The sequence below is a fragment of the Actinoplanes regularis genome (assembly GCF_900188005.1).
Classification (GTDB): Bacteria; Actinomycetota; Actinomycetes; order Mycobacteriales; family Micromonosporaceae; genus Actinoplanes; species Actinoplanes regularis.
Window position 1 is genome coordinate 459,954 of sequence record NZ_FZNR01000003.1, and the last position, 19,960, is coordinate 479,913.

The 19,960-nt window shown below is 67.1% G+C and carries 18 protein-coding genes; 8 read left to right on the forward strand and 10 right to left on the reverse strand.

The features are described from left to right. The first annotated feature begins 78 nt into the window (after window positions 1-78). Window positions 79-1,770 carry a proline--tRNA ligase gene (locus tag CHC09_RS11710; protein WP_089293044.1) on the forward strand — a complete coding sequence of 564 codons (1,692 nt, stop codon included), beginning with the start codon at window positions 79-81 and terminating at the stop codon, window positions 1,768-1,770. Window positions 1,771-1,949: 179 nt separating this feature from the next. Here the strand turns inward: CHC09_RS11710 and CHC09_RS11715 are convergent, their stop codons facing one another. Together CHC09_RS11715 and CHC09_RS11720 are read right to left on the reverse strand one after the other, a co-directional pair. Continuing rightward, the gene (locus CHC09_RS11715; protein WP_089293045.1) at window positions 1,950-3,350 is read right to left on the reverse strand and encodes a phenylacetate--CoA ligase family protein; all 1,401 of its coding nucleotides are present in this window, start codon (window positions 3,348-3,350) and stop codon (window positions 1,950-1,952) included. Further along, window positions 3,347-4,042, reverse strand: a complete 696-nt coding sequence (locus CHC09_RS11720; RefSeq protein WP_179277044.1) for a nucleoside/nucleotide kinase family protein — start codon at window positions 4,040-4,042, stop codon at window positions 3,347-3,349. Before CHC09_RS11720 ends, CHC09_RS11715 begins: the two co-directional genes overlap by 4 nt. A gap of 176 nt (window positions 4,043-4,218) precedes the next feature. On the opposite strand from CHC09_RS11720, the gene CHC09_RS11725 reads away from it, so the two are divergent. Beyond that, window positions 4,219-4,998 (forward strand): HpcH/HpaI aldolase family protein, encoded by a 780-nt coding sequence (locus CHC09_RS11725; RefSeq protein WP_089293047.1) that lies wholly within the window; start codon window positions 4,219-4,221, stop codon window positions 4,996-4,998. An 83-nt stretch (window positions 4,999-5,081) separates the two neighbouring features. Here the strand turns inward: CHC09_RS11725 and CHC09_RS11730 are convergent, their stop codons facing one another. The 3 genes from CHC09_RS11730 to CHC09_RS11740 are packed head-to-tail and all read right to left on the reverse strand — an operon-like array spanning window position 5,082 to window position 8,025. Further along, on the reverse strand, window positions 5,082-6,149 hold the full coding sequence (locus tag CHC09_RS11730; protein WP_089293048.1) for an Ldh family oxidoreductase: 1,068 nt from the start codon (window positions 6,147-6,149) through the stop codon (window positions 5,082-5,084). Further along, window positions 6,149-7,651 (reverse strand): class-II aminoacyl-tRNA synthetase family protein, encoded by a 1,503-nt coding sequence (locus tag CHC09_RS11735; RefSeq protein WP_089293049.1) that lies wholly within the window; start codon window positions 7,649-7,651, stop codon window positions 6,149-6,151. The genes CHC09_RS11730 and CHC09_RS11735 overlap by 1 nt, the downstream gene beginning before the upstream one ends. Further along, window positions 7,648-8,025, reverse strand: coding sequence for a cupin domain-containing protein (locus CHC09_RS11740; RefSeq protein ID WP_203833142.1), 378 nt, complete (start codon window positions 8,023-8,025; stop codon window positions 7,648-7,650). Before CHC09_RS11740 ends, CHC09_RS11735 begins: the two co-directional genes overlap by 4 nt. Before the next feature lie 521 nt (window positions 8,026-8,546). Here CHC09_RS11740 and CHC09_RS11745 point away from each other — a divergent pair. Next, complete coding sequence (locus tag CHC09_RS11745; RefSeq protein WP_089293051.1) at window positions 8,547-9,881, forward strand: hypothetical protein; 1,335 nt, start codon at window positions 8,547-8,549, stop codon at window positions 9,879-9,881. 114 nt (window positions 9,882-9,995) lie between these two features. Here the strand turns inward: CHC09_RS11745 and CHC09_RS11750 are convergent, their stop codons facing one another. The 5 genes from CHC09_RS11750 to CHC09_RS11770 all read right to left on the reverse strand — a co-directional run bounded on the left by CHC09_RS11750 (window position 9,996) and on the right by CHC09_RS11770 (window position 14,122). Beyond that, a complete protein-coding gene (locus tag CHC09_RS11750) occupies window positions 9,996-11,033 on the reverse strand; it encodes a C40 family peptidase (RefSeq protein WP_089293208.1) in 1,038 nt (345 codons plus the stop codon). 134 nt (window positions 11,034-11,167) lie between these two features. After that, window positions 11,168-11,770: a hypothetical protein gene (locus tag CHC09_RS11755; protein ID WP_089293052.1), complete on the reverse strand. Its 603-nt coding sequence runs from the start codon at window positions 11,768-11,770 to the stop codon at window positions 11,168-11,170. Then, window positions 11,767-12,948 (reverse strand): MAB_1171c family putative transporter, encoded by a 1,182-nt coding sequence (locus CHC09_RS11760; RefSeq protein ID WP_089293053.1) that lies wholly within the window; start codon window positions 12,946-12,948, stop codon window positions 11,767-11,769. The genes CHC09_RS11755 and CHC09_RS11760 overlap by 4 nt, the downstream gene beginning before the upstream one ends. Next, on the reverse strand, window positions 12,941-13,465 hold the full coding sequence (locus CHC09_RS11765) for a hypothetical protein (RefSeq protein ID WP_089293054.1): 525 nt from the start codon (window positions 13,463-13,465) through the stop codon (window positions 12,941-12,943). The genes CHC09_RS11760 and CHC09_RS11765 overlap by 8 nt, the downstream gene beginning before the upstream one ends. Window positions 13,466-13,672: 207 nt before the next feature. Further along, the gene (locus CHC09_RS11770; protein ID WP_089293055.1) at window positions 13,673-14,122 is read right to left on the reverse strand and encodes a helix-turn-helix domain-containing protein; all 450 of its coding nucleotides are present in this window, start codon (window positions 14,120-14,122) and stop codon (window positions 13,673-13,675) included. Window positions 14,123-14,303: 181 nt separating this feature from the next. Between CHC09_RS11770 and CHC09_RS11775 the strand changes: the two genes are divergently transcribed. From CHC09_RS11775 to CHC09_RS11795, 5 genes are all read left to right on the forward strand, one after another. Next, entirely contained in the window at window positions 14,304-14,600 is a 297-nt protein-coding gene (locus tag CHC09_RS11775) for a hypothetical protein (protein ID WP_089293056.1), read from the forward strand. A 247-nt stretch (window positions 14,601-14,847) separates the two neighbouring features. Further along, window positions 14,848-15,360: a DUF8175 domain-containg protein gene (locus tag CHC09_RS11780; protein WP_179277045.1), complete on the forward strand. Its 513-nt coding sequence runs from the start codon at window positions 14,848-14,850 to the stop codon at window positions 15,358-15,360. A 72-nt stretch (window positions 15,361-15,432) separates the two neighbouring features. Continuing rightward, window positions 15,433-16,905, forward strand: a complete 1,473-nt coding sequence (locus CHC09_RS11785) for a hypothetical protein (protein WP_089293058.1) — start codon at window positions 15,433-15,435, stop codon at window positions 16,903-16,905. Further along, window positions 16,902-18,443, forward strand: a complete 1,542-nt coding sequence (locus CHC09_RS11790) for an SCO6880 family protein (protein ID WP_089293059.1) — start codon at window positions 16,902-16,904, stop codon at window positions 18,441-18,443. The genes CHC09_RS11785 and CHC09_RS11790 overlap by 4 nt, the downstream gene beginning before the upstream one ends. Window positions 18,444-18,448: 5 nt before the next feature. Next, window positions 18,449-19,960, forward strand: a complete 1,512-nt coding sequence (locus tag CHC09_RS11795) for a VirB4 family type IV secretion system protein (protein WP_089293209.1) — start codon at window positions 18,449-18,451, stop codon at window positions 19,958-19,960.

The following is a 19,960-nucleotide window of genomic DNA, read 5'->3' on the forward strand; positions in this document are numbered from 1 at the left end:
ACAGGAAGCCGCCGAGGTGTCCGAAGGTATACTCTTTGAGCTTTTGGCCGTCCGGCGATACGAAACGAGAGCAGCCACATGCGTTGGTCGCAGATGCATATTCCCACTCTTCGTGAGGATCCCGCCGACGCTGGAGCGCCCAGCCACCGGCTGTTGATCCGTGCGGGTTACATCCGGCAGTTGACGGCCGGGCACTACTCGCTACTGCCGTTGGCGACGCGCGTGCGCCAGCGGATCATCGAGGTGATCCGTGAAGAGATGGAGCGCATCGGCGTCCAGGAGTTCGTTTTGCCCGCCCTGCACCCGGCGGAGATCTGGCGGCGCACTGGACGCTGGGAGATCATGGGCGACGAGATGTTCCGGCTCAAGGACCGCCGAGGTGCCGACTTCTGTCTAGGCATGACACACGAGGAAATTTTCACGACGCTCGCCGGCGAGCTGTCCTCGCATAAGTCGTTGCCGCAGATGTGGTACCAGTTCCAAACGAAGTTTCGGGATGAGCCGCGCCCGAAGGCCGGTCTGATGCGCACGCGCGAGTTCACCATGAAAGACTCGTACAGCTTCGATCTGACCCCCGAAGGGCTTGACCGATCATTCCGGCTGCATCACGACGCCTACGTGCGGATTTTCGAGCGGCTCGGCATCCGTGCTATCCCTGTCGACGCGTCCAACGGCACGATGGGCGGCTCCGGGTCCACAGAGTTCATGTCGCCGTCGCCCGTGGGCGAGGACTTCGTCGCGCACTGCGCGAAGTGCGGCTACGCGGCGAACACCGAGAAGGCGACTTCCGGCCGCAGTGCCGGCGCGAACGGCCCGGCGGCTGCCGCACCGGAACAGTTCGCGACTCCCGGGATCAGGACGATCGAGGATCTGGCAAACCGGTTCGGCGTGCCCGGCGACGAGCAGATCAAGACGCTGGTGTACATGCTCGATGAGCAGCTCACCATCGTGCTGATGCAGGGTTCAGACGCGCTCAACGAGCAGAAGCTCATCGACGCGACTGGGGCGGCGGCGCTTCGTCCGGCACACCCTGACGAAATCAAGGCCGCACTCGGTGCCAGTCCCGGCAGCCTGGGCGCGGTAGGCGTCACAGGTGTCCCGATCATCGCCGATGAACTACTGCGCGGTAGAGAAGGACTGGTCACTGGGGCGAACGTCGACGGAGCACATCTTCGTGGAGTGGCCGTCGACCGCGATATCTCGGTCGGTTCATGGGCTGACCTGCGCGAGGTGGCCGAGGGCGAGCCGTGCTCTCGTTGTGGCAGCGCGTTGAAGGTGGAGAAGGCGATCGAGGTCGGTCACATCTTCAAACTCGGTCGCCGCTTCACCGAGGCGCTGGACGTGACGGTGCTGGACGGCGAGGGTAAGCGGGCCTCGGTGATCATGGGAAGCTACGGCATCGGTGTGGAACGCGCGATGGCTGCGATCGTAGAGACCCACCATGATGACCGAGGCATCGTCTGGCCGGCCGCTGTCGCGCCGTTCGAGGCTTGTGTCGTGGTCGCACAGGCTGACCCGGCAGTGACCGAGGCCGCCGAGGCGATCTACGAAGAGCTACGGGCAGCCAACGTTCGGGTCATCATCGACGACCGGACCGAGCGGCTCGGCGTGAAGCTCAGCGACGTCGAGCTGGTCGGCGTCCCACAGCGAGTCACCGTCGGCAAGCGAGGCTTGGCCGAGGGTGTCGCCGAAGTCACTTCCCGGATCACTGGTGAGACCGAAAAGGTCTCGCTGAGCGAGGTCGCAGGTCGGGTTCGCGCCGCTCTCTGACCAGCGGCGAAGCGGGCAGACTCCGTGTGCTGCGTCAAGGAGTACGCAGCCGAGGCCGAGGCTGCCCGCTCGTCCTTCATGGATAATTCGTGGTCTCGACAACAGCGGCGCTACCGCGGTTCAGGTTGCCGATCGAGGCAATTAACCCGAGCCTGGACCTGACGTTCGCAGGGTTCTGCTCAACTCGTGCCGCGCAAGGCGTTCAGCGCCGAGACTGTAGGGTCTACGGCGTTAGCCGGCAGGTCTGAGACACAGATCCGGTACTTGCCGGTCGGGGACATCGGCATGTCAGCCAAACGTTCGTAGTCGATGGCGAACGGGTACCCGGTGAGTTCGGCGATCAATCTAGTGATCTGGGCGCGGTCGTCATCGCCGAGACCCGAGGACGCCACCATTCGAATCAACAGGTGGTCGAGACGGTCTTGAACAACCTGGAACCAGTCGATGAGCGGAAACTGCCGCAGGATGTTGGAAAATAGCTGAGGGTGGATCAAACCGCCGTGTGGGGTACAGAGAACATCCTGCATCCGGCCCATCACGGGTGACATGCGGGGAAAGCCGAAACCCGCGGGATGAGGCTCGAGCAGCGTCGCCAGATCGGTGGTCTCGTATCGAATCAGCGGCATGGCCCGGTTGTTTAGCTGAGTCAGCAGCAACCGTCCAGGCTGACCGGAAGGCACGGGCCTATCGTTCTCGTCGACGACCTCCACGATGGTGTGCTCGGACTGGATCAGCATGCCGTCGTGGTCCGGTGCCTCGTGAGCCACGATATTGGTCTCCCGACTGCCGTACTTGTCGAAGACCGGGCAGCCGAATCCTCCAACCATCGCCTCCCGCATGGCGGGAGTCAGCGGTTCTGCGTTCGGTTGCACGGCTCTCAGCCCCGGGAGCCGGATCTGTCGGCGTGCCGCGAGCCGAGCGATCAGATATAGCGACGTCGAATAGCCACTGATCAGCGAGGGCTGGTGCCGGATGAGTCGGTCCAGGATCGCGGCGATCGCATCGTGATCCAGCCGATAGGCGTTGATTTCGATCCGGCGGGACACCCGGTTGTCTAAGCGCTGGTGGCGGGTCTGTGACTCGAAGTAGGCGGGTGATCCCCAGACCAGGGCAAACGGTTCCCCGAGCTGCCAGTCTCCGCACCAGGTGTAGGTGCGTAGTTGATGTGCCCGGCACCAAAGGTCGAAGTCGCGGTCGTGGCATATCTCGACGCGCTGCCCGGTAGATCCGCTGCTGCCGCGTCTGGTCAAATCGGGCCCGGCGGCCGCCGACATCAGTCGCCCGGGATGGTCGCGGACGGTGGCGCGGGTCAGAATGGGCAGTTTCTGGAGATCGGCGACGTCGGTGACGTCGCTCGGGCGTAGCCCCCGGCGGTGCATCACCTCCCGGTAGTACGGCACCGTCTCGTAAGCGTGTCGGATGACAGAGCACAGCTTTTCAGCCTGAAGCCGCGCCAGGTCGGTAGCAGACCAGGTCTGGGTGTCTAGAAGATGTTTCAGGCGCCTTCGTACCGCGCTGTTGCCCTGCATCGACTGGCTGGTCCAGTAGGCGCCAGCGGCAGCGCGGACCCGATAGCTCACCGGACCTGCTCAAGATGGCGGAGCGTCAGGAGTGTGGTCACCAGTGGTGCAACCGTGTTGAAGACGACGGCTGCCGCCGGACGCGCATCCACTACCGTCACCTGCGGTCGGTCTCGAACCAAATCAAGATAGACACACCGATTTGTAGTCAGATCCGCCTCGTTCTCGTCGTACCCTCGCGTCCCCCGTCTCGTAATGCGCTCCAACGCGGTGCGCGCTGGCAGGTCGAGCAGGACGGACAGATCCGGTGCCGGAATCTGGTCGAATACCAGGTTCAGGTCATCAGGGTTACACCCGGCGCGCAGGGCATGCACCCGGCGGTCCAACTCATGACGGTCGTGCACGACGACGTCTGATTCCGCGGCGATGGCCATCGCCTCGTGGTGTATCCGGACCTCCTCCAACGCCATCACATAGTCGACGAAGCGTGGCGTGAACGCCGACCGTGCCCTGCCCGCGTCGTCGTGATGCAGCTTCGCGTAGTTGAAGAAGAACGACGAGAGCCTCGGGTCGGCCAGGTCGACGACGGCCGTGACCGGCTGCCGGTACGCCCGAGGCAGGTTTCCAACGATATGGGCGTTGCGACCAGCTACGCGAACGTACTCGGCGATGCGCTGACACAATTCGGTCTTCCCGCTCCCGTCGATACCGCTGACGGCGATCCGTATCGGCCCTCGGGCCGGTGTAGCCATGGCAGACGACTTAGGCACGCTTACCACCCTCGTGACTTGGTGCCGCCGCCAGTCCATACGCGTAACCCGCGAAAGCGAGCGGTGTGGCACTCAGGCCGCGGCAAGTGCATTGACGGATATCTAACATTTAGGGCTTTAGGCATGTATGTAGACGTATGTAGGCGTAAGTTCAATACATGATTGGTCGTCAATATTTGTCTGGCCCGCTAGTCCGGTCTGTGCGGGCGTCGTGGCCACGTTCGCCTTCTTTCGGGCTGTTCCAGCTCTGGGCCGAGCCGGGCGTCGCCGAGCTCTACGCGATGGCAGGACTGGACTTCGTCGTGATCGACATGGAGGCCGGCGCACTTGACCGCGCGGCTGTAATGCGGATCGTCCAGGCGCTGCATGGGCATGACATATCTGTGCTCGTCCGGCTTGCCGCGCACGACCGTCCGGCGATCGAACACGCGCTGGACATCGGTGCCGACGGCGTTCTGGTACCCAAGGTGGAATCCGCGGATGAGGCCCGTGCCGTCGCGGAGGCCGCCAAATTCCCGCCGCTCGGTCGCCGCGGCGTCAATCCGGTTCGTGCCTCCGGGTACTTCGCCGATGTGCCCGGCTACCTTGCTGGCGCCAACGACTCGACCCTGTGCCTTGTCCAGATCGAGTCGGCGGCGGCGGCTGCCGTGGCGTCGGACATCGCGGCGGTTCCCGGAATCGATGGCCTGTTCATCGGCATGGGCGATCTCGCAATGGATCTTGGCCAGCCTGGCGTTATGACGGGCGACAGGGTCGACACCATCCGAGCCGCAGTCCTGAAGGCGGCATCCGAAAACGGCATCGTGGCAGGCATCTTTGCTTACACCGAGGACCTCGCCCGTTCGTACCGGGATGAAGGGTTCGAAGTCATAGCGGTCGGTAATGAGATCAAGCTTCTTCGTGAGGCGATCACCCGTACAGCCGGCAACGTCCGTTGATAGCGATGAGGCCGCCCTGCCGCCAATAGCGGCAGGGCTGTCGCCTAGTCGGCTGGCGACGAAGGCGACGGCAGGGCGGATCGTCACGAAGATTCCGCCTTTCGGGCGAAGCGGGCGGTGCCGCCGAGGCGGTCTCGGACAACGCGTGGGAGTCGTACAAGATCGGGATCGGTCCGGGGGCGATGACCGGGCAACCGGACAGGCGGATAGCCGCGCTGCATCCGTGTCCCGGCCAGATGTTCGGCCAGCGCACGCAAATGCTGCTCGTACTCCTTCGGGGCGACTCCGACAATGTCGGGCCGGAACGCCAGAAACAGCCCGGAATTGCCGGTGCCCAGCTGACTCGTCCCTACGACACCGCCCCCAGCGACGGCACCTGCCAGGAGCTCCACGGCGACGGCCAGCGCGAACCCTCGTTGTGGGGCATCCGGGTAACCGAGCGGAGCGATGAATGCCCGCGGCGGATCTCCGTACAGAAGCTGCGCTTCGGACACCGGTGCGCCGTTCTCGTCATGTAGTAGTCCTGCTGGCACACGGCAGCCGGCATCGCGCAGCATCCGGATCGCACCCTCGGTGGTAGCAGCCGTGGTCATGTCGACGACGATTGGTTCCGGGCCGCCGGGTACGGCGATGAGTAGAGGATTGGTGGCCAGTCGAGGTTCGGCACCTCCGGGCGGCGCGACCTTCTGACCGCCTCCGGAGTAGTTGACGAAGCCCAGGCAGCACAGGCCGTGCATCGCCAGCGCTTGTCCGAACGGGGCGAGCATGCCCATGTGGCCGGCGTTGCGTACCGCTACGACGGCAATCGGCTGTTCGGAGGTCAGCCGCAGTAGCTCCGACTCGGCGGCGTCCAGCGCAAGGATGCCGAAGCCGCGGCGGCCGTCGATGGTGCTCGCCATCGCGGACACCGGGGTGATGGTCGGTGCGGCCGCAGCCTTGACGGCGCCGCCAGCGACCGCATCCGCGTACTCGAATGCTCGCATAATTCCGTGTGACGCTCGCCCCGCTAGCTCCGCCGTGACGAGCTGAAGGCCAAGACGTGCGGCGACTTCCGCCGGTACCTCATGTCGTCGCAGGTATTCGATGACCAACCGCTGCGCCTCTTCGGACGTGATCAAGACGTTGTCTTGCGCCTTTCCGGAAGTGCTCATCACAGTCGCGCCGATACATAAGCGACCTGCCGGGTGCGTCGGCCGGTCAGCGCGCACAGACGATTGCGGTCGCTCTCCACGGTGCCCAGTACCTCGCCACGCTGCCACGTTGCGACTGTTGCGATCGCCGATTCGTCCATCGCAATGGGAACCTCGGCGACCAGGCCGGCGGTCACGACCTCCCGGGTCTCGTCAGCCGTGGTCGTGGCGACGACACGACAGGCGAGGTAGCTCTCGATCTCATCGGCCAGCACCTCGCGTACCGAGTCCAGGGCAGCCTCCACCGCTTGTGCTGCCTGTTCCGGGTTCCCGACGGCAAGTTCGTATTCCCACCGATCGGTGGCCCGGACGATGACGACGCGATACCGATCTTGGGGGGAGCGTGGCGCGGACACGTAGCAGCGGACGGGCACCCCGGCGAGCCGCCACCGCCGGTCATTGACCTTGCCCTGACCAGGCGAGGACGCCACGACCCGGACATCGTGAGCAGACAAGGCCGAGGCAAGCTGGCGCGAGGCGTCGGCAGCCGCCGCGTCGAAGACCACCAGGCCAACCTGATCGGGTGCCCAATGCGGGGGAACGCAAAGCGTGAGATCCGTCCGTAGCGACAGCAGTAGCTGGCTCAGCAGCAGCCGCTTGGTTAATGCGCCGGTGGCATGCCAAGTGGCATGCTGGACGCCGTCTTCACGGATTGTCACGTTGTATGCCCGAGAGAACCGCTGACCTTGTTCGTACAACGAAGCGACCTGCAGCGTCGCGCCGCCGGGCAATGGCACGTCGCCCCCGATACTCCGGTCGGCGACCGTGGTGTTGTTGCCCCACCGCGGGCGCGTCGACCACAAGGCCGGCGCACCGTAGTCCGCCACCACCTGCCGGAAAAGCGACTCCAATGCGTGAAACTCGGCTCGTGCTTCGTTCTGGTCGGCGAAGCATGCCTGGAACTCCATCACGCCGGTCGACTCCATCGCCCGGAACACGCTGCGGCCCGATCGTGTGCCGGCGGGCATCGGGCGAAAGTAGCGCGCCTGGCGCCACATCCGGATTGGTAGATCGGAGCGGTGCCTTACGACCCTTGCCCAATGGGTATAGACGGTGGCCTCGCCGGTCGGGCTCAGCACAGCGCGCGGCGCCGTTCCACGGAAACGGGCATCATCGACCCGTAGAAGTCGATCTGCCACGGGGAAGACCAATTCCGTGGCCGCATAGACGTCGGCAGGTGCAAGCATCGGATAGTCGTACTCAGCAAAACCGGCCTCGGTGGCGGCCCGTCGGACACGGTCAGTGAACATGTTGATCATGCGAGTGCCGGTCGGCAGCATGATCATCGCGCCCGGCAGGGCAATCGTCCGCGAGTCGAGGACGTCACCAGCCGTCAACGCCTGCGCGAACTGCCCCAGAGTGAAGGCATCCGTCCGGGTGCTGTCGCTGATCAGGCTGGCCGTGGCATCGCGGCGAGGTGGGTGCCACCCTGGGGCTGGGATCGACTCGGCCAGTCCGGTCATTCCATGACCATCATGCGGTCCGGCGAACCGATCGGCATGTGCGGTACCCCGAATGCCACGAACTCCAGCGGCTGGTCGGTTCCCGGATCCGTCTTCACGCCGTGCGGATAGTCCGCCGGCACGAAGATCGAGTCGCCTCGTGCTATCGGGTAGTCGAGTCCATCGATGTGAATGAGGCCGCGTGACGACAGGACGTAGAGGATGTGAGCGCCCGGATGGGTGTGCAGTTCGAATGCGGCACCGGGCTGCATGACGATCCGATCGAGCCCGACCTCAGTGTCGGCGCCGATCGTTCCGACCGCGCCGGCGACGCCGCCGATGTCGACCAGGACGCTACCGTCGGAGTGCAGCAACTTGACCGGCTCGCCGGTCAACGCGTTGACAAGGTGAGCCTGCGGGTCAAAGGCCATGGGCACTGGTAGTACTCCTTGTCGATGGCGGCGCCGGGTCGATCACAACACCTCGAATGGTTGAGTGAGGCGGCGACGATGGCGGAGTCGGTGGGTGGTTTAGACGCGGTAGCAAACGATGCGCCTGGGAAGGTGCAGATGATCGAGCAGCGATGGGTGGCCCACCTCATCGCAACCGTGCGTGAGCGCTCGTTGCCCCGGCTCCATCAAATCTTGCAGACCAGCCAATGCCTTGGGAATGATGCGGTCCGCACGGACTTGCCGTACGGACCTAGGCGGTGATCGATGTATTTGGGGTGCGTTGAGCTGTGCGCCGTCCAGAAGACCGCACCGAATTAAGGTGATTCATGTTTCGTATCTCGTGATACCGGCCGACGGCCCTGCAGACGCAGTTCAAACGGTGCCGCTTCCGGCCGAAGCTGCCACGGACACGGATGTGACGGCATGGTTGTACGAGTGGTAGGCGGCATTCTGAGGAGACGGCAGTGACCCGTTACGACCAGATTCTCCGCTCGTGGGAAGGGCTGGCGGCACCCCTTGCGCTCGCCATGGCAGACGCCGGGAAGGCGGCTCGTCAGCACGTCATCGCCAGCACTGAGCAGGAGGTAGCCATCCGCGACGTCGCGGCCGGAGTCGCGGCACCCGCGCTGGTCGGTTACGTGGTGTGGCTCCTGCGCCGTGCCTCCGAGAAGGGGCTTCGACGGCTGTGTTTCCTGTCCCGGGATGCACAGGTGTTCTATGAGATCGCCCGTCGGCTCGCGCCTCGGCTCGGTCTGGCCCTGGAGTTGCGGTACGTCTACAGCAGTCGGCGTACCTGGAATCTCGCTGCCGCGGATCCCGCGAATCTCGCTGCCCAGGACTGGCTGTTCAACAGCTTCATGCGCGCCAATGCCGCCGACGTGTGCACCCGGCTTGGGCTGGATTCGTCCGCCTACGGTGCGCTGTTGGTCGATGCCGGAGCCTCGGTCGACCCGGAGGTACGCGCTGACCAGCAGGAACAGGCGTTGGCCCTGCGCCGATTCGTTGCGTCGCCCGCGCTGGCCGCCGCGGTGGCTCCATCGGTGGAGGCGATGCGGGGGTTGGTACGTGACTATGCCTTACAGGAAGGCATCGCATCGACGTCAACCGGACTCGTCGATGCCGGGTGGACCGGCCGGATGATCGGTGCCCTCACGACCGCGACGGCCGGGTTGCCGCAGCCGCAGGTCTTCTTCTGGGCGCACGAGCCGCGGGAGTCCGGCTGGACTGATCCGGCTCGGGTGCACGCCTTCATGTACAACACAGCGACTGGCGAAGGCGTGACCGAACGGGTTCCGGATACGCCGTACATCATCGAGACGTTCTGCATGTCCGATCACGGTATCGCCGCTGGCTACCGCCGGGCCTCGGATGGCAGGGTCGACGGCATCGTCGAGACGGACACCAATCCGGCCGTCGAGGAGTGGGGCTTCGGCGTCTTCCGGGAGACGATCTATCACTTCTGCGAGCATCTCACCGACCGTGACCTAGTCGCGGCGGCGGACTCGCGGGACGTTATTGCCCGGGTGCTGCGTGCTTTCTGGCTCACTCCCACGCCGCAGGAAGCGGCGGCCTGGGGCGATTACCCGTACGACAGCGATCCGCTGGGAAGATCCACTCGGCCGCTGGCCCGACCATTCGACGACGACCACCTCAAAGCCGTGCTCAACGGAGCTCCACTCCGGCAGGCGGACCGCGCTTGGATACAGGGTTCCCTCGCCCGCAGTGGTCCGCTCGGAGCCCAAGTCGCCGAGTTACTTGTACCGAGTTACTCGGCTCTGGGAGCGCCCGCGACCGACTGATCTCCGGAGGTTTCCCGGATTGGCCGGCGCAGCTCGTGCTTCTTCACTGGCATGAACGCGTGAACATCGCGAATATCGTAATTGTGTCCCATTGGCGACGAGTACCTACATGTGTCAGCTGATGATGCGGCGGGCGGCGGCCATGTTGTTGAGCCAGTAGCCCTGGAGTTTGACGATTTTGACGACGTCGCCGGTTTTGGGGGCGTTGATGATGATGCCGTTGCCGAGGTACATGCCGACGTGGCGGGGGTGGGTGCGGGTGCCGAGGCTGCCGGGCAGGAAGATCAGGTCGCCGGGGAGTAGTTGGGTGGCGCTGGGTACGGGGATGCCGGCTCTGACCTGGTCGGTGGTGATGCGGGGGATGGTGATCCCTGCGGCGCGGTAGGACTGTTGCATCAGCGACGAGCAGTCGCAGTGTTTGTTGAGGTTGGTGCTGTGTGGGTCGGTGCAGCTGCCACCGAAGTGGTAGCTGGTGCCCAGTTGTGCGAGTGCCCAGCTGATGGCGGTGATGACCGGGACAGGGGTGCCTGCGGGGAGGGTGAATCCGTCGGGGAGTTGGTCGGCGATGTCGCCGGGGATGTCGAGGCCGGTGTCGGCGGTGCAGGTGCCGTCGGCGTCGCCGAACACGGCGGCGAGGGTGGTGGCCAGGGGTTCCCATTTCGCGTACGCGTTTGGGAAGGCGCTGCGCTGCACGGCCTGAGCTGCCTGGGTCAGGGGCATGGTTTCCCAGCCGTTGACCTTGTGTAGGGCCTGGTAGAACTTGGTTGAGGCGTACACCGGGTCGGTCAGCTGCGCGACGGTGCCCCAGCCTTGGCTGGGGCGTTGCTGGAAGAGGCCGATGCTGTCGTGGTCGACGGCGTTGGTGAGGTTGCGCAGGGTGCTCTCCTGCAGGGCGGTGGCGATCGCGATGATGCCGGCGCGATGCGGGAGGCCGAGGTCGGCGCCGACGCTGTAGATGATCCGGGCGTTGCTCTGCTGGGTGCTGTCGAGTCCTTCGACGGTGAGTTCGGGGGTGTCGTCACCGATCGTCGGCATCATGCAGGAGGTCGCCGCGGCGGGTTGCAGGGTGCTGGAGCCGCTGGCGACGAGCGGGATGGCGAGCAGCAGCATCGCTGGCAGGCCGGCGGCGAGTCCGATGCGTCGAGCTGACATCGCGGCCATGGCGTCCTCATCTCTCGATGCGCGCCCACATCAAATGTGTCCGCTATAGCGGACGGGGCACGTGTCCGAGCACGGTACGCGATCACCGCGGCCGGCTGTCAACTACAGCGGACAACTGTGAGAGGTCAGGCAACGCCGAGGAAGGTGGCGGTCGCGACGAGGGCTCCGAGGGCGATCCCAGCGACGGCCTGTGCGCGGGTGTGGTGTCGCAGGGCGATCCGGGACCAGGCGACGGCCGCTGCCAGCGGCACGGCGAGGATGGCGGTGGGGCCGCAGGTGGCGATGAGCAGGGCGGTGGCTCCGGCCGCCACGGCGCTGTGGATGGAAATCTTCCAAGCGGTGGTGACCAGCATGAGCGCGGCCAGGGTGGTGAGCATGGCCGCGGTGATCGCGATAACCGTGCGGGGTGCTCCGGCGGTGGTCATGAGGGTGATGCCGAGTCCGACGCTGGCGCAGATCGCGGTGCCGATGGTGAGCCGGTGGGCGCGGGGGTGCAGGTGCCGGTCGGCGTAGCGGCCGGTGCGGGTTCCTGCGCGGATCAGGAGCAAGGGGATGATCGCGGCGAACACCATGGAGTACGCACCCCAGATCAAGCCCCTGGTACCGGCGCTGGCGGCGCCGCCGAGCAACGCCGTGGCGATGATCCAGTTTCGTGGTTGAAGGTGGTCGGTGACGGCTGCGGCGAGGTGGCGGTGGCTGGCGTTGCTGAGGCGAGCGGTGACCGTCACGAGGTGGCTCGCACGGTGTTCATGCGTTGTGCGGCACGGATGACGGCAGGGTGCTCGAACGCGTTGGCGACGTGCCGTAGCCAGGCGAGTTCGGTGTCGAAGTCGTCGCCGCCGCTGAGCAGGTTGCGCGTTGTGGTCCCGGGTGCCGTGGCGTCCGGAGTGGCCTGTTGCCGATTGGCGAGCGCCATACGTAGCAGAGCTGCTTCGGCGGCCGCCTGCACCGGGATTCCGGACAGGTCGGCTTCGGAGAGCGCTTGGACGGCATGCGGGAGGTCGGTGTCGGTCCAGCCGCGCAGCATCAGCGCGGCGTCGCGGATCTCGCCTGCGCGGCGGACCACGCGCATGCGCAGGTCACGGGGGTCGGTGAGGTCAGTCAGTCGGCTGGGCCGGTCGAGGACGATCTGGGGTGCGGCGGCGGTGACCGCGCCCCACAGCGGCCGCAACTGGTGCAGGGCCAGCCAGTGCCGGTAGTGGCGGCCGGTGAGTTCGGCGGCGGGCAGGCTGCACCCGATGACGATGAGCAGGATCGCCAGGTATTTCATGGCGTCGGAGACCGCGATCCAGGGGTCGTCGCCGCCGGGGAGGGTGCCGACCAGCCGGGTCAGGACAAAGGCGATGCGGTAGCCGGCGTAGGCGGCGCCAAGCCCGGAGCCGGTGGCCAGCACGGTCAGCCCGATCCGCAGCATCCGGTGCGCGCTGTCGCGGGCCTGCCAGAACCGGACGGTCGCGGCGGCCATGGCGGTGCACAGGTAACTGAAGAACACCAGCAGATAGACACTGGGCATCAGCTGCCCGGCGGCGTTGTCCATGAAGTCGGAGGATCCGATGCTGGGCATCATCGCGAAGATGATGCTGAGGGCTACCGCGGTGACCGCGGCGGCCAGCTGATATCGGCCGATCCGGGGGCGTTCGTGGTCGCGACTGGTGAGGCCGGTGACGAACCCCAGGACGGCAGCGCAGGAGACCAAGCCGGCGTAGTGCTTGAGCAGCAGGCTCAGCCCGGAGATCCCAGTGCCGGTGTCGATGACGTTTTCGACGCCGTTCACGCGCAGGGTCATGGCCATGGCCATGGCGGCGAACGCGACCCAGAGCGAGCGTTTGCGGCGGCTCTCCCGCACAGTCGGCACCCGCCACAGCGTGATCACCCACAGCGCGATCGTGACGATCAGGCTAGTCATGGCTGGTCACCCCGCGGGGGTCGGCGAGCACGTCCGACAGCCGGCCGGTCGGGGTGCCGTTGCCGGCGTGGTGGCTGCTGGGCAGGCGCGCTGCCCGGTCCAGGATCATTGACGCGAGCACCTCGGCCTGGCGTTCGTCGTCGGTGTCGTAGACTTGGCGGCTGAGCATCCGCCGGATGAGCGCGGGACCCAGGTCGGGGAACACGTCGTCGGCGAGGTCCTCGGGGGCGCCGTGGTGATCCAGCAGCAGGTGCGCGATCTCGTGGCAGCCGATCAGGTCGCGGTGCCAGCCACTGGTCTGCGCCTCCAGGAACACATGATCGCTGTCGTCGGTGCCGATGTAGAGCCCGTACGCGTGCTCCGGGCTGGCCGGGAACGGCAAATCGTGCAGGTACAGCGGCCGGCCACGGCGCTCGGCCACGGCATCGCAGAACTTCTCCAGGTTGAACGGCTGCGGGATGTCGAGCCCGTCGAGACGCCGTTCACAAGCTGCGCGCAGGCGGCGCAGAGCAGTCATGCGACTTCCCCCGTGACAGTGACGTGCCCGGGTCGCATTAAGGACGAGAACCAACCCGGAGAGTGAGGTGAGAAGTCACTGTAACGACGGCTGCACGAAAGGAAAATGCCTGTTCAAGGGCTCTGTGATCATCGTCCCTGCGTGCCGAGTGCAGACACTTTATGTGAGCGCTAAACGGTATGAAACCGGAAACTGTGGTGATGCGGACTAATCGTCCGAAAGACCTTCGAAGCGGCGCGCGTTCTCAATGACCGCCAGGACGGCCCGCAGGCTCTCGCTCGACAGTCCGGCGGCGCGCTGCGCTACCCGCCGGACTCCGGCGTCGCGCATCGCCACGAGGGCCTCCAGTTGCTGTCCGATGCGGCTGGCCTCTTCGTCCGGGGCGAAGTAGCTGAGCGGAACTTCGAAGAACGCCGCAATCGCGGCGAGCACCTTGTGGCCGGGGTTGGCGCTCTTCCCGTTGCGCAGCTGGGACAGGTAGGTCCGCGACACCACGTCCTCGCCGGCCTTTTCGTTGATGCCCGCGGCCGCCTCGCGCAGCGTGTACGGCTTGCGTCCCTTCGGGTGCACCTTTTCGAACAGATGGTTCAGGCGCTGGGCCAGCACGCCGTCGGCGAGATCGCCGGTCGGTGCGGGCGCGAGAGCGTCGTCGGGCATGAGCCCATCATCCACCGTCCGCGTAGGCGGACACCATACCCGCCGAGTCGCTATTTTCGTCCGCTGCAGTTGACAGTCGGCCTTCGGTGGGATCTATCGTGACGGCGCCGTCCGCTACAGCGGACAGTTTCTGTGGCGGCGGCAACCCTTTCTTGCCGTCGTGCTGCCAAGGAGTGCCTCCGTGTCCACAGCCCTGCTCATCTCCGTCCTCGCTGATGTCCCGAACCCCGCGCCGGTCGACCCGACCAAGGGTGCCCAGGCCATCACGAACCTGTTCGCTTACGCGAAATGGGGTGTGCTCGCCGGGCTGGGCCTCGCGGCCCTGACCGGTGTCGGCTTCATGGGCTGGGGCAAGCTGTCCGACCGCCCCGACGCCGCCCACAAGGGCAAGGTCACCGTGCTGTGGTGCATCGCCGGGGCCCTGGGCGCCGCGGTGATCATCCCGATGATCAACTCCGTCTTCGCCACCGCGAGCTGAGCCGGAACTCGCGATGGACAACACCTTCCTCGCCGCACCCAACCGGCGATGGCTATGGGCCTCGACCGTGGCGGCAGTCGTAACACTGACCGCCATCGGCCTGGTGATACGGCACACCGGCCCACCGACAGCAGAACCCCCGCCCCCGGCCATTCCAGCCGTCACGCAGACCGGTAGCCCGTCGCCCGCGGCGACCTTCCCGAGTCCCATTGGCTCCGCGGCCCCGATCGCACCGCTGCTGCGGCTCGTGGCGGGCAGCCGCACCGTCGGCGGCGTCCGGGTCGGCTACCCGCACACCCAGGCCGGGGCGGTCTCGGCCGCGATCGAGTACGTCACCCAGGCCACCTCGAACCTGGACCTGCAACGGGCCGTCACGATCGGCGAGACGATCACGGACGGCTCCTACGGCCCCTCGGACGTCTTCGCTGAAGGCCCGATGAGCATCCGCAAAGCCCTCGGCGTCGCGACCACCGGCCCGGTACCGGCCGGCGCATCCGTGGTGACCAGCCCGGCCGCCTACCAGGTCCGTGACGCGAGCCGCGACTCCGTGACCGTTTTGGTGCTGGCCTACCTGACCGTACGCAGCCAGAACAGCGGGATCCGCTCGCAGGTCGCGGTCTTCCCGATCCAGCTGGTCTGGTCGGACGGCGACTGGAAGGACACCAAACGCGCCGACTCGGCGCCGGACTACGCCCAGTTGCGCACCCAGCCCGGCACCCCCGAGGCTGCTGCCGCCGGATGGCAGGAGTTCCTCCAATGACCCGCCGTGTCCATGGCAGCCGCACCAACTGCTGCCTACACCGGAATGGGGCCGAGCGGGCGAGGTGCCGCGATGGCATGTAACTACCTCAAAGACCCGCTCGGCTGCGCGGCCTCCGACACGATCGGGGCCGCGGCGAAGTCGGCCTGGGACGCGGTCTGCGCCAGCTTCGCCGAAGCGGCCGTCAACTTGCTGGAAGCGTTCGCGAAAGCGTTCGTCGCGTTCCCTCCGGTAGACGTCACCAGCGGCGGCATCCGCTCGGTCTACGGCCTGTCGCTGGGTGTCGCCGCCGTGGTCACCGGCCTGGTCGCCCTGCTGCAGATCGGCCGGACGGCGTTCACCCACGAAGGCGCCGCAGCAGCACGCGCCTTCATCGGCGTCGGCAAGATTCTGGTCGCGTTCGTGACCACCCTGACCGTGGCCGGCACCTCGCTGCTGGCCGCCGATGAACTCACCGTCTGGATCATCGAGCGTTCATTCGGCGACGCCGACGGACTACGCGCCAAGCTGGCCGGGCTTACTCGGTTGTCACCAGCGCTTTCCTCGACGCTGCTGCTGATCATCTCGCTGGTCTGCATCGTCCTGGTGGTCATCCTGTGGTTCCAGATGCTGGCCCGAAACGCGGCCACCGCCGCCATGATCGCCACTGCGCCGATCGCCGCTGCCGGCATGGCCTCGGAAACCACCAAGCAGTGGTTCTCCGACCTGGTGTGGGCGGTCGTGCGGCTGATCGTCCTCAAACCGGTGATCGCAATGGTCTTCGCGGTCGGTTTCGGGCTACTCGGCAACTCCGAAAGCGAGGACCTCATCTCGCTGCTGACCGGCATGACGGTGCTGCTGATCGCGGTCCTGGCCTGGCCGGCCATCGGCCGATTCTTCACCTTCGCCCGATCGCACGTCGGTGGCCCCACCGGGCTCGCGGCCCTGATCGGCGCCGGCGCCAACGCCACCAACGCCGGACCGGGCATACCGCCCGGAGACTTCAGCCAGCAAGCCGAGGCCCGCACCATGACCACGATGGCCGGTCGCGGCACCCCAGCCGCCGACGGCGGCGGTGGCGCTGCCGGTGGATCAGCGGCAGCCATCCCGATGCTGGGCATCGGACTCGCCCTGGCACAGCGCGCCGCGAACGCCCTGGTCGGGCAGTCCGAACAGATGGCCGGGCACGCCGGATTGTCGGGCGTGAACCCGCACGCGCAACCAGCAGGACATCCCCGATATCCGGCACCAGGGATCATCCCGACCTCACGTACTCCCAACGGCATGCCACCGCAGAGCGCCGGCCAGCTACCGCCTGTGTCACCGCCAGCCCCAGCACTCTCGGCGGCAATGACCTCCCGCGCTGCTCCGGCCGAGCCGCCGTTGCCGGCCGCACCCCTGCCTACTACGCCACCCTCCCCGACTCCGAGCTCGTCGATCTTGGAGTCCCCGGCGGCTGAGTCTGAGTTCCCTGCGGCGATGCCGTCGTCCAGCCCGCCGCCACCCGCACCGATGCCACCTCACCCGGTGGCCCCGCACGATCCGCAAGGAGACACCCCGGCATGAGCTCGGCAACCCGCGACCGGCCACGCACGTATTTCGGCTGGCAACACGACAAGGTCAACTTCCTGTACAGCCTCAGCGGCCAACGCTTCGCGATGCTGACCGCGGCGATCCTGCTGGTCGCCTGGCCGCTGGCCATGGCCAACATGCGCATGGCCCTGATCCTCGGACCGATCGGCGTGGTGCTCGCGATCCTGGCATTCCTGCGCATCGCCGGACGCACCGTCGACGAATGGCTGACCGCCTGCCTCTCCTACGGCATCGGCCGGCTCAATAACCAGCACAAGTTCGCCAGCGGCGCCTTCGCCCCACCGGCTAAAAACAGCGCCCCGGACGCGCCCCGCCCCGCCGACCTGCCCGGCATCCTGGCCCCGCTGACCATCCTGGAAGCGGCCATGCCCGGCGGCGGACCGCTGGCTGTCTCCCACCACCGGCTCGACCGGACCTACACCGCTGTGGCCCGGGTCCGCTTCCCGGGCATCGGGCTGGTCGACAGCAGCCGCCGCGAGCAGCGGGTCGCCGGCTGGGGCACGCTGCTGGCTGGGCTGTGTACCGAGGGCAACGTCATCACCCGCGTACAGGCGTTGCAACGGCTGGTGCCCGAGTCCGGGGCGGTCCTGCGCCGCTGGGATCGCGATCACACCGTCGACGGCAGCCCCGAGCTGGCCGACCGGATCACCGCCGGGCTGCTCGGCTCTGCCACCCTGGCCACCAGCGACCGTGAGGCATACCTGGCGTTCACCATGGACGGCCGCCGCGCCGCTCGCGTGATCAAGCAGGCCGGTGGCGGCAGCGTCGGAGCGGCCACCGTCCTGACCCGGCAGCTGCGGTCCCTGCAAGGCGCCGTCTCCGGCGCCGATCTGCAGGTCGAGTGGCTCGGCCCGCGCGAGCTGGCCGCGGTCATCCGTACCGCGTTCGATCCGCACTCCGCGCGGACCGTGGCCGAGCGCCGCGCGGCGGCAGCCGCGCCTACTGCCTCCGGCGACGGGCTGCTGGCTGGTGTCGACCCGGCTCTGGCCGGTCCGGCGGCTGCCGAGGCCAAGCCCGGCTGCTACGTGCACGACGGTGGCCTGTCCGCGACGTTCTGGGTGCACAACTGGCCGCGCAATGAGGTGTACGCGACGGTCCTGGCGCCGCTGCTGGGCGAGGGCCACCACCGGCGCGCGTTCTCCTTCTACGTCGCACCGCTGGGCCCCCGGCAGGCCGAACGGCAGGTCATGCAGGAACGCACCGCGCGCAGTGTCGCGGTCCGGATGCGGCAGAAGACCGGCCAGATCGTGCCCGAACACGAGCGCCTCGCCCTCGACCGGGTCCAGGCCCAAGACGCCGAACGCGCCGCCGGGCACGGCCTGGGCACCTTCGCCGCGTACGTCACAGTGACCGTCACCGACCAGGCCGACCTCGAGGACGCCTGCGCGGCGCTGGAAGCCGACGCCGCCGCCGCGCGCATCGAGCTGCGCCGGATGTGGTTCGCCCAGGACATCGGGTTCGCTGTCTCCGCCCTGCCGCTCGGGTTCGGCCTGCCGAAGACGCGGTGGTGATGAAAATGAGTCTGTTCACCCGGCGTCCCGCCGGCACCCAGCTGCCTGCCACGGACTTCGCCGACCTGCTCGGCCTGCCCACCGCAGCACCCACCACGCCGACCACATCCCGCAAACCCGAGAGCGTTCGGCCGGTGCGGGAGCCGGTGCCGCCGCAGCGCGGCTGGGCCCGCCCGTTCGCCGGCCGGGCCCCGCGGATGCCCGCCCTACCGACCTTCCGTGGCTCGACCGGCCAGATCCAGGGCCTCTACCCGTGGCTGTACGGGGCGGCCATGCCACCGGTCGGCGCGTACCTCGGCGTCGACTGCCTCACCGGCGGAACCTTCTCGGTGCACCCGATCGAATGGCTGCACCGCGGGCTGATCACCAACCCCAACATGCTGATCACAGGGGTCCCCGGCGCGGGTAAGTCGGCGACGATCAAGGCCCTGGTGCTGCGTTTGATGCGCTACGGCGTCAAGACGTTCATCCTGGGCGACGTCAAGAACGAGTACGCGGCGCTCGCCCGCGCGCTCGGTGTCGAACCGGTCGAGATCGGACCCGGCCTACCTGCGCGCCTGAACCCTCTCGACGCCGGGCCGCTCGGCGACAACCTGCCTTCTGACCCGCACCAGCTGCGCGAGCGCCTCGACGAGATCCATCGCCGCCGGATTACCCTGCTCAGCTCCCTGCTGGTCGTCCGGCTCGGCCGTGACCTGACCCCGACCGAGGAAGCCGCTCTGTCGCTGGCCATCCAACACGCGGCCGGACAGAGCGACGGCGGCACCCGGCTGACCGACCCCACCATCCCGCAGGTCTGGGCACTGCTGCGTGATCCGCTCCCGGAGATGGCCGCGGCGCTGCGCGTACGTGGCGCCGATGTCACCGAGCTGCGGGAGATGATCCGCCCGGCCACCGACGCGCTCGGCATCATGGTCCAAGGTTCACTCTCCGGGCTGTTCGACGGGCCGACCACGGTGCGCCCGGACTTCGACGCCTGGATCCAGACCGTCGACCTGTCTCGCCTCGACGGACGCGGCGACGAAACCGTGGCCATGACCCTCGCGTGCGTCGCCAGCTGGGGACAAGCCGCGATCGACACCCCTGGCGGCCCCGTCCGGGCGATCGTCCGCGACGAACTCTGGCGGCAGATGCGCATCCCCGCCATGGTCCGCAAAGTCGACGCGGACCTGCGGCTGTCGCGCTCCGACGGCACCATCCAGATCCTCGCCTCGCACCGGCTGGCGGACTTCGAAGCCGTCGGCCCGGCCGGCTCCGCCGAAGTCGCCATCGCCCGCAACCTCGTCTCGTCCTGCGACATCCGGGTCTGCCTGCGCCAGGACACCGCACCCCTGGCGATGACCCGCGACGCGATCGGGCTCACCGACACCGAATGCGCCCACATCGCCTCCTGGTCCGGGGAACAGATCGGCCGCGCTATCTGGAAGATCGGCCGCACCGAATCACGGGTCGTGCAGGTCGTCCTGCACCCCGACGAGAAGCGGCTGTACTACACCAACGAGAAGATGGCCGTCTGA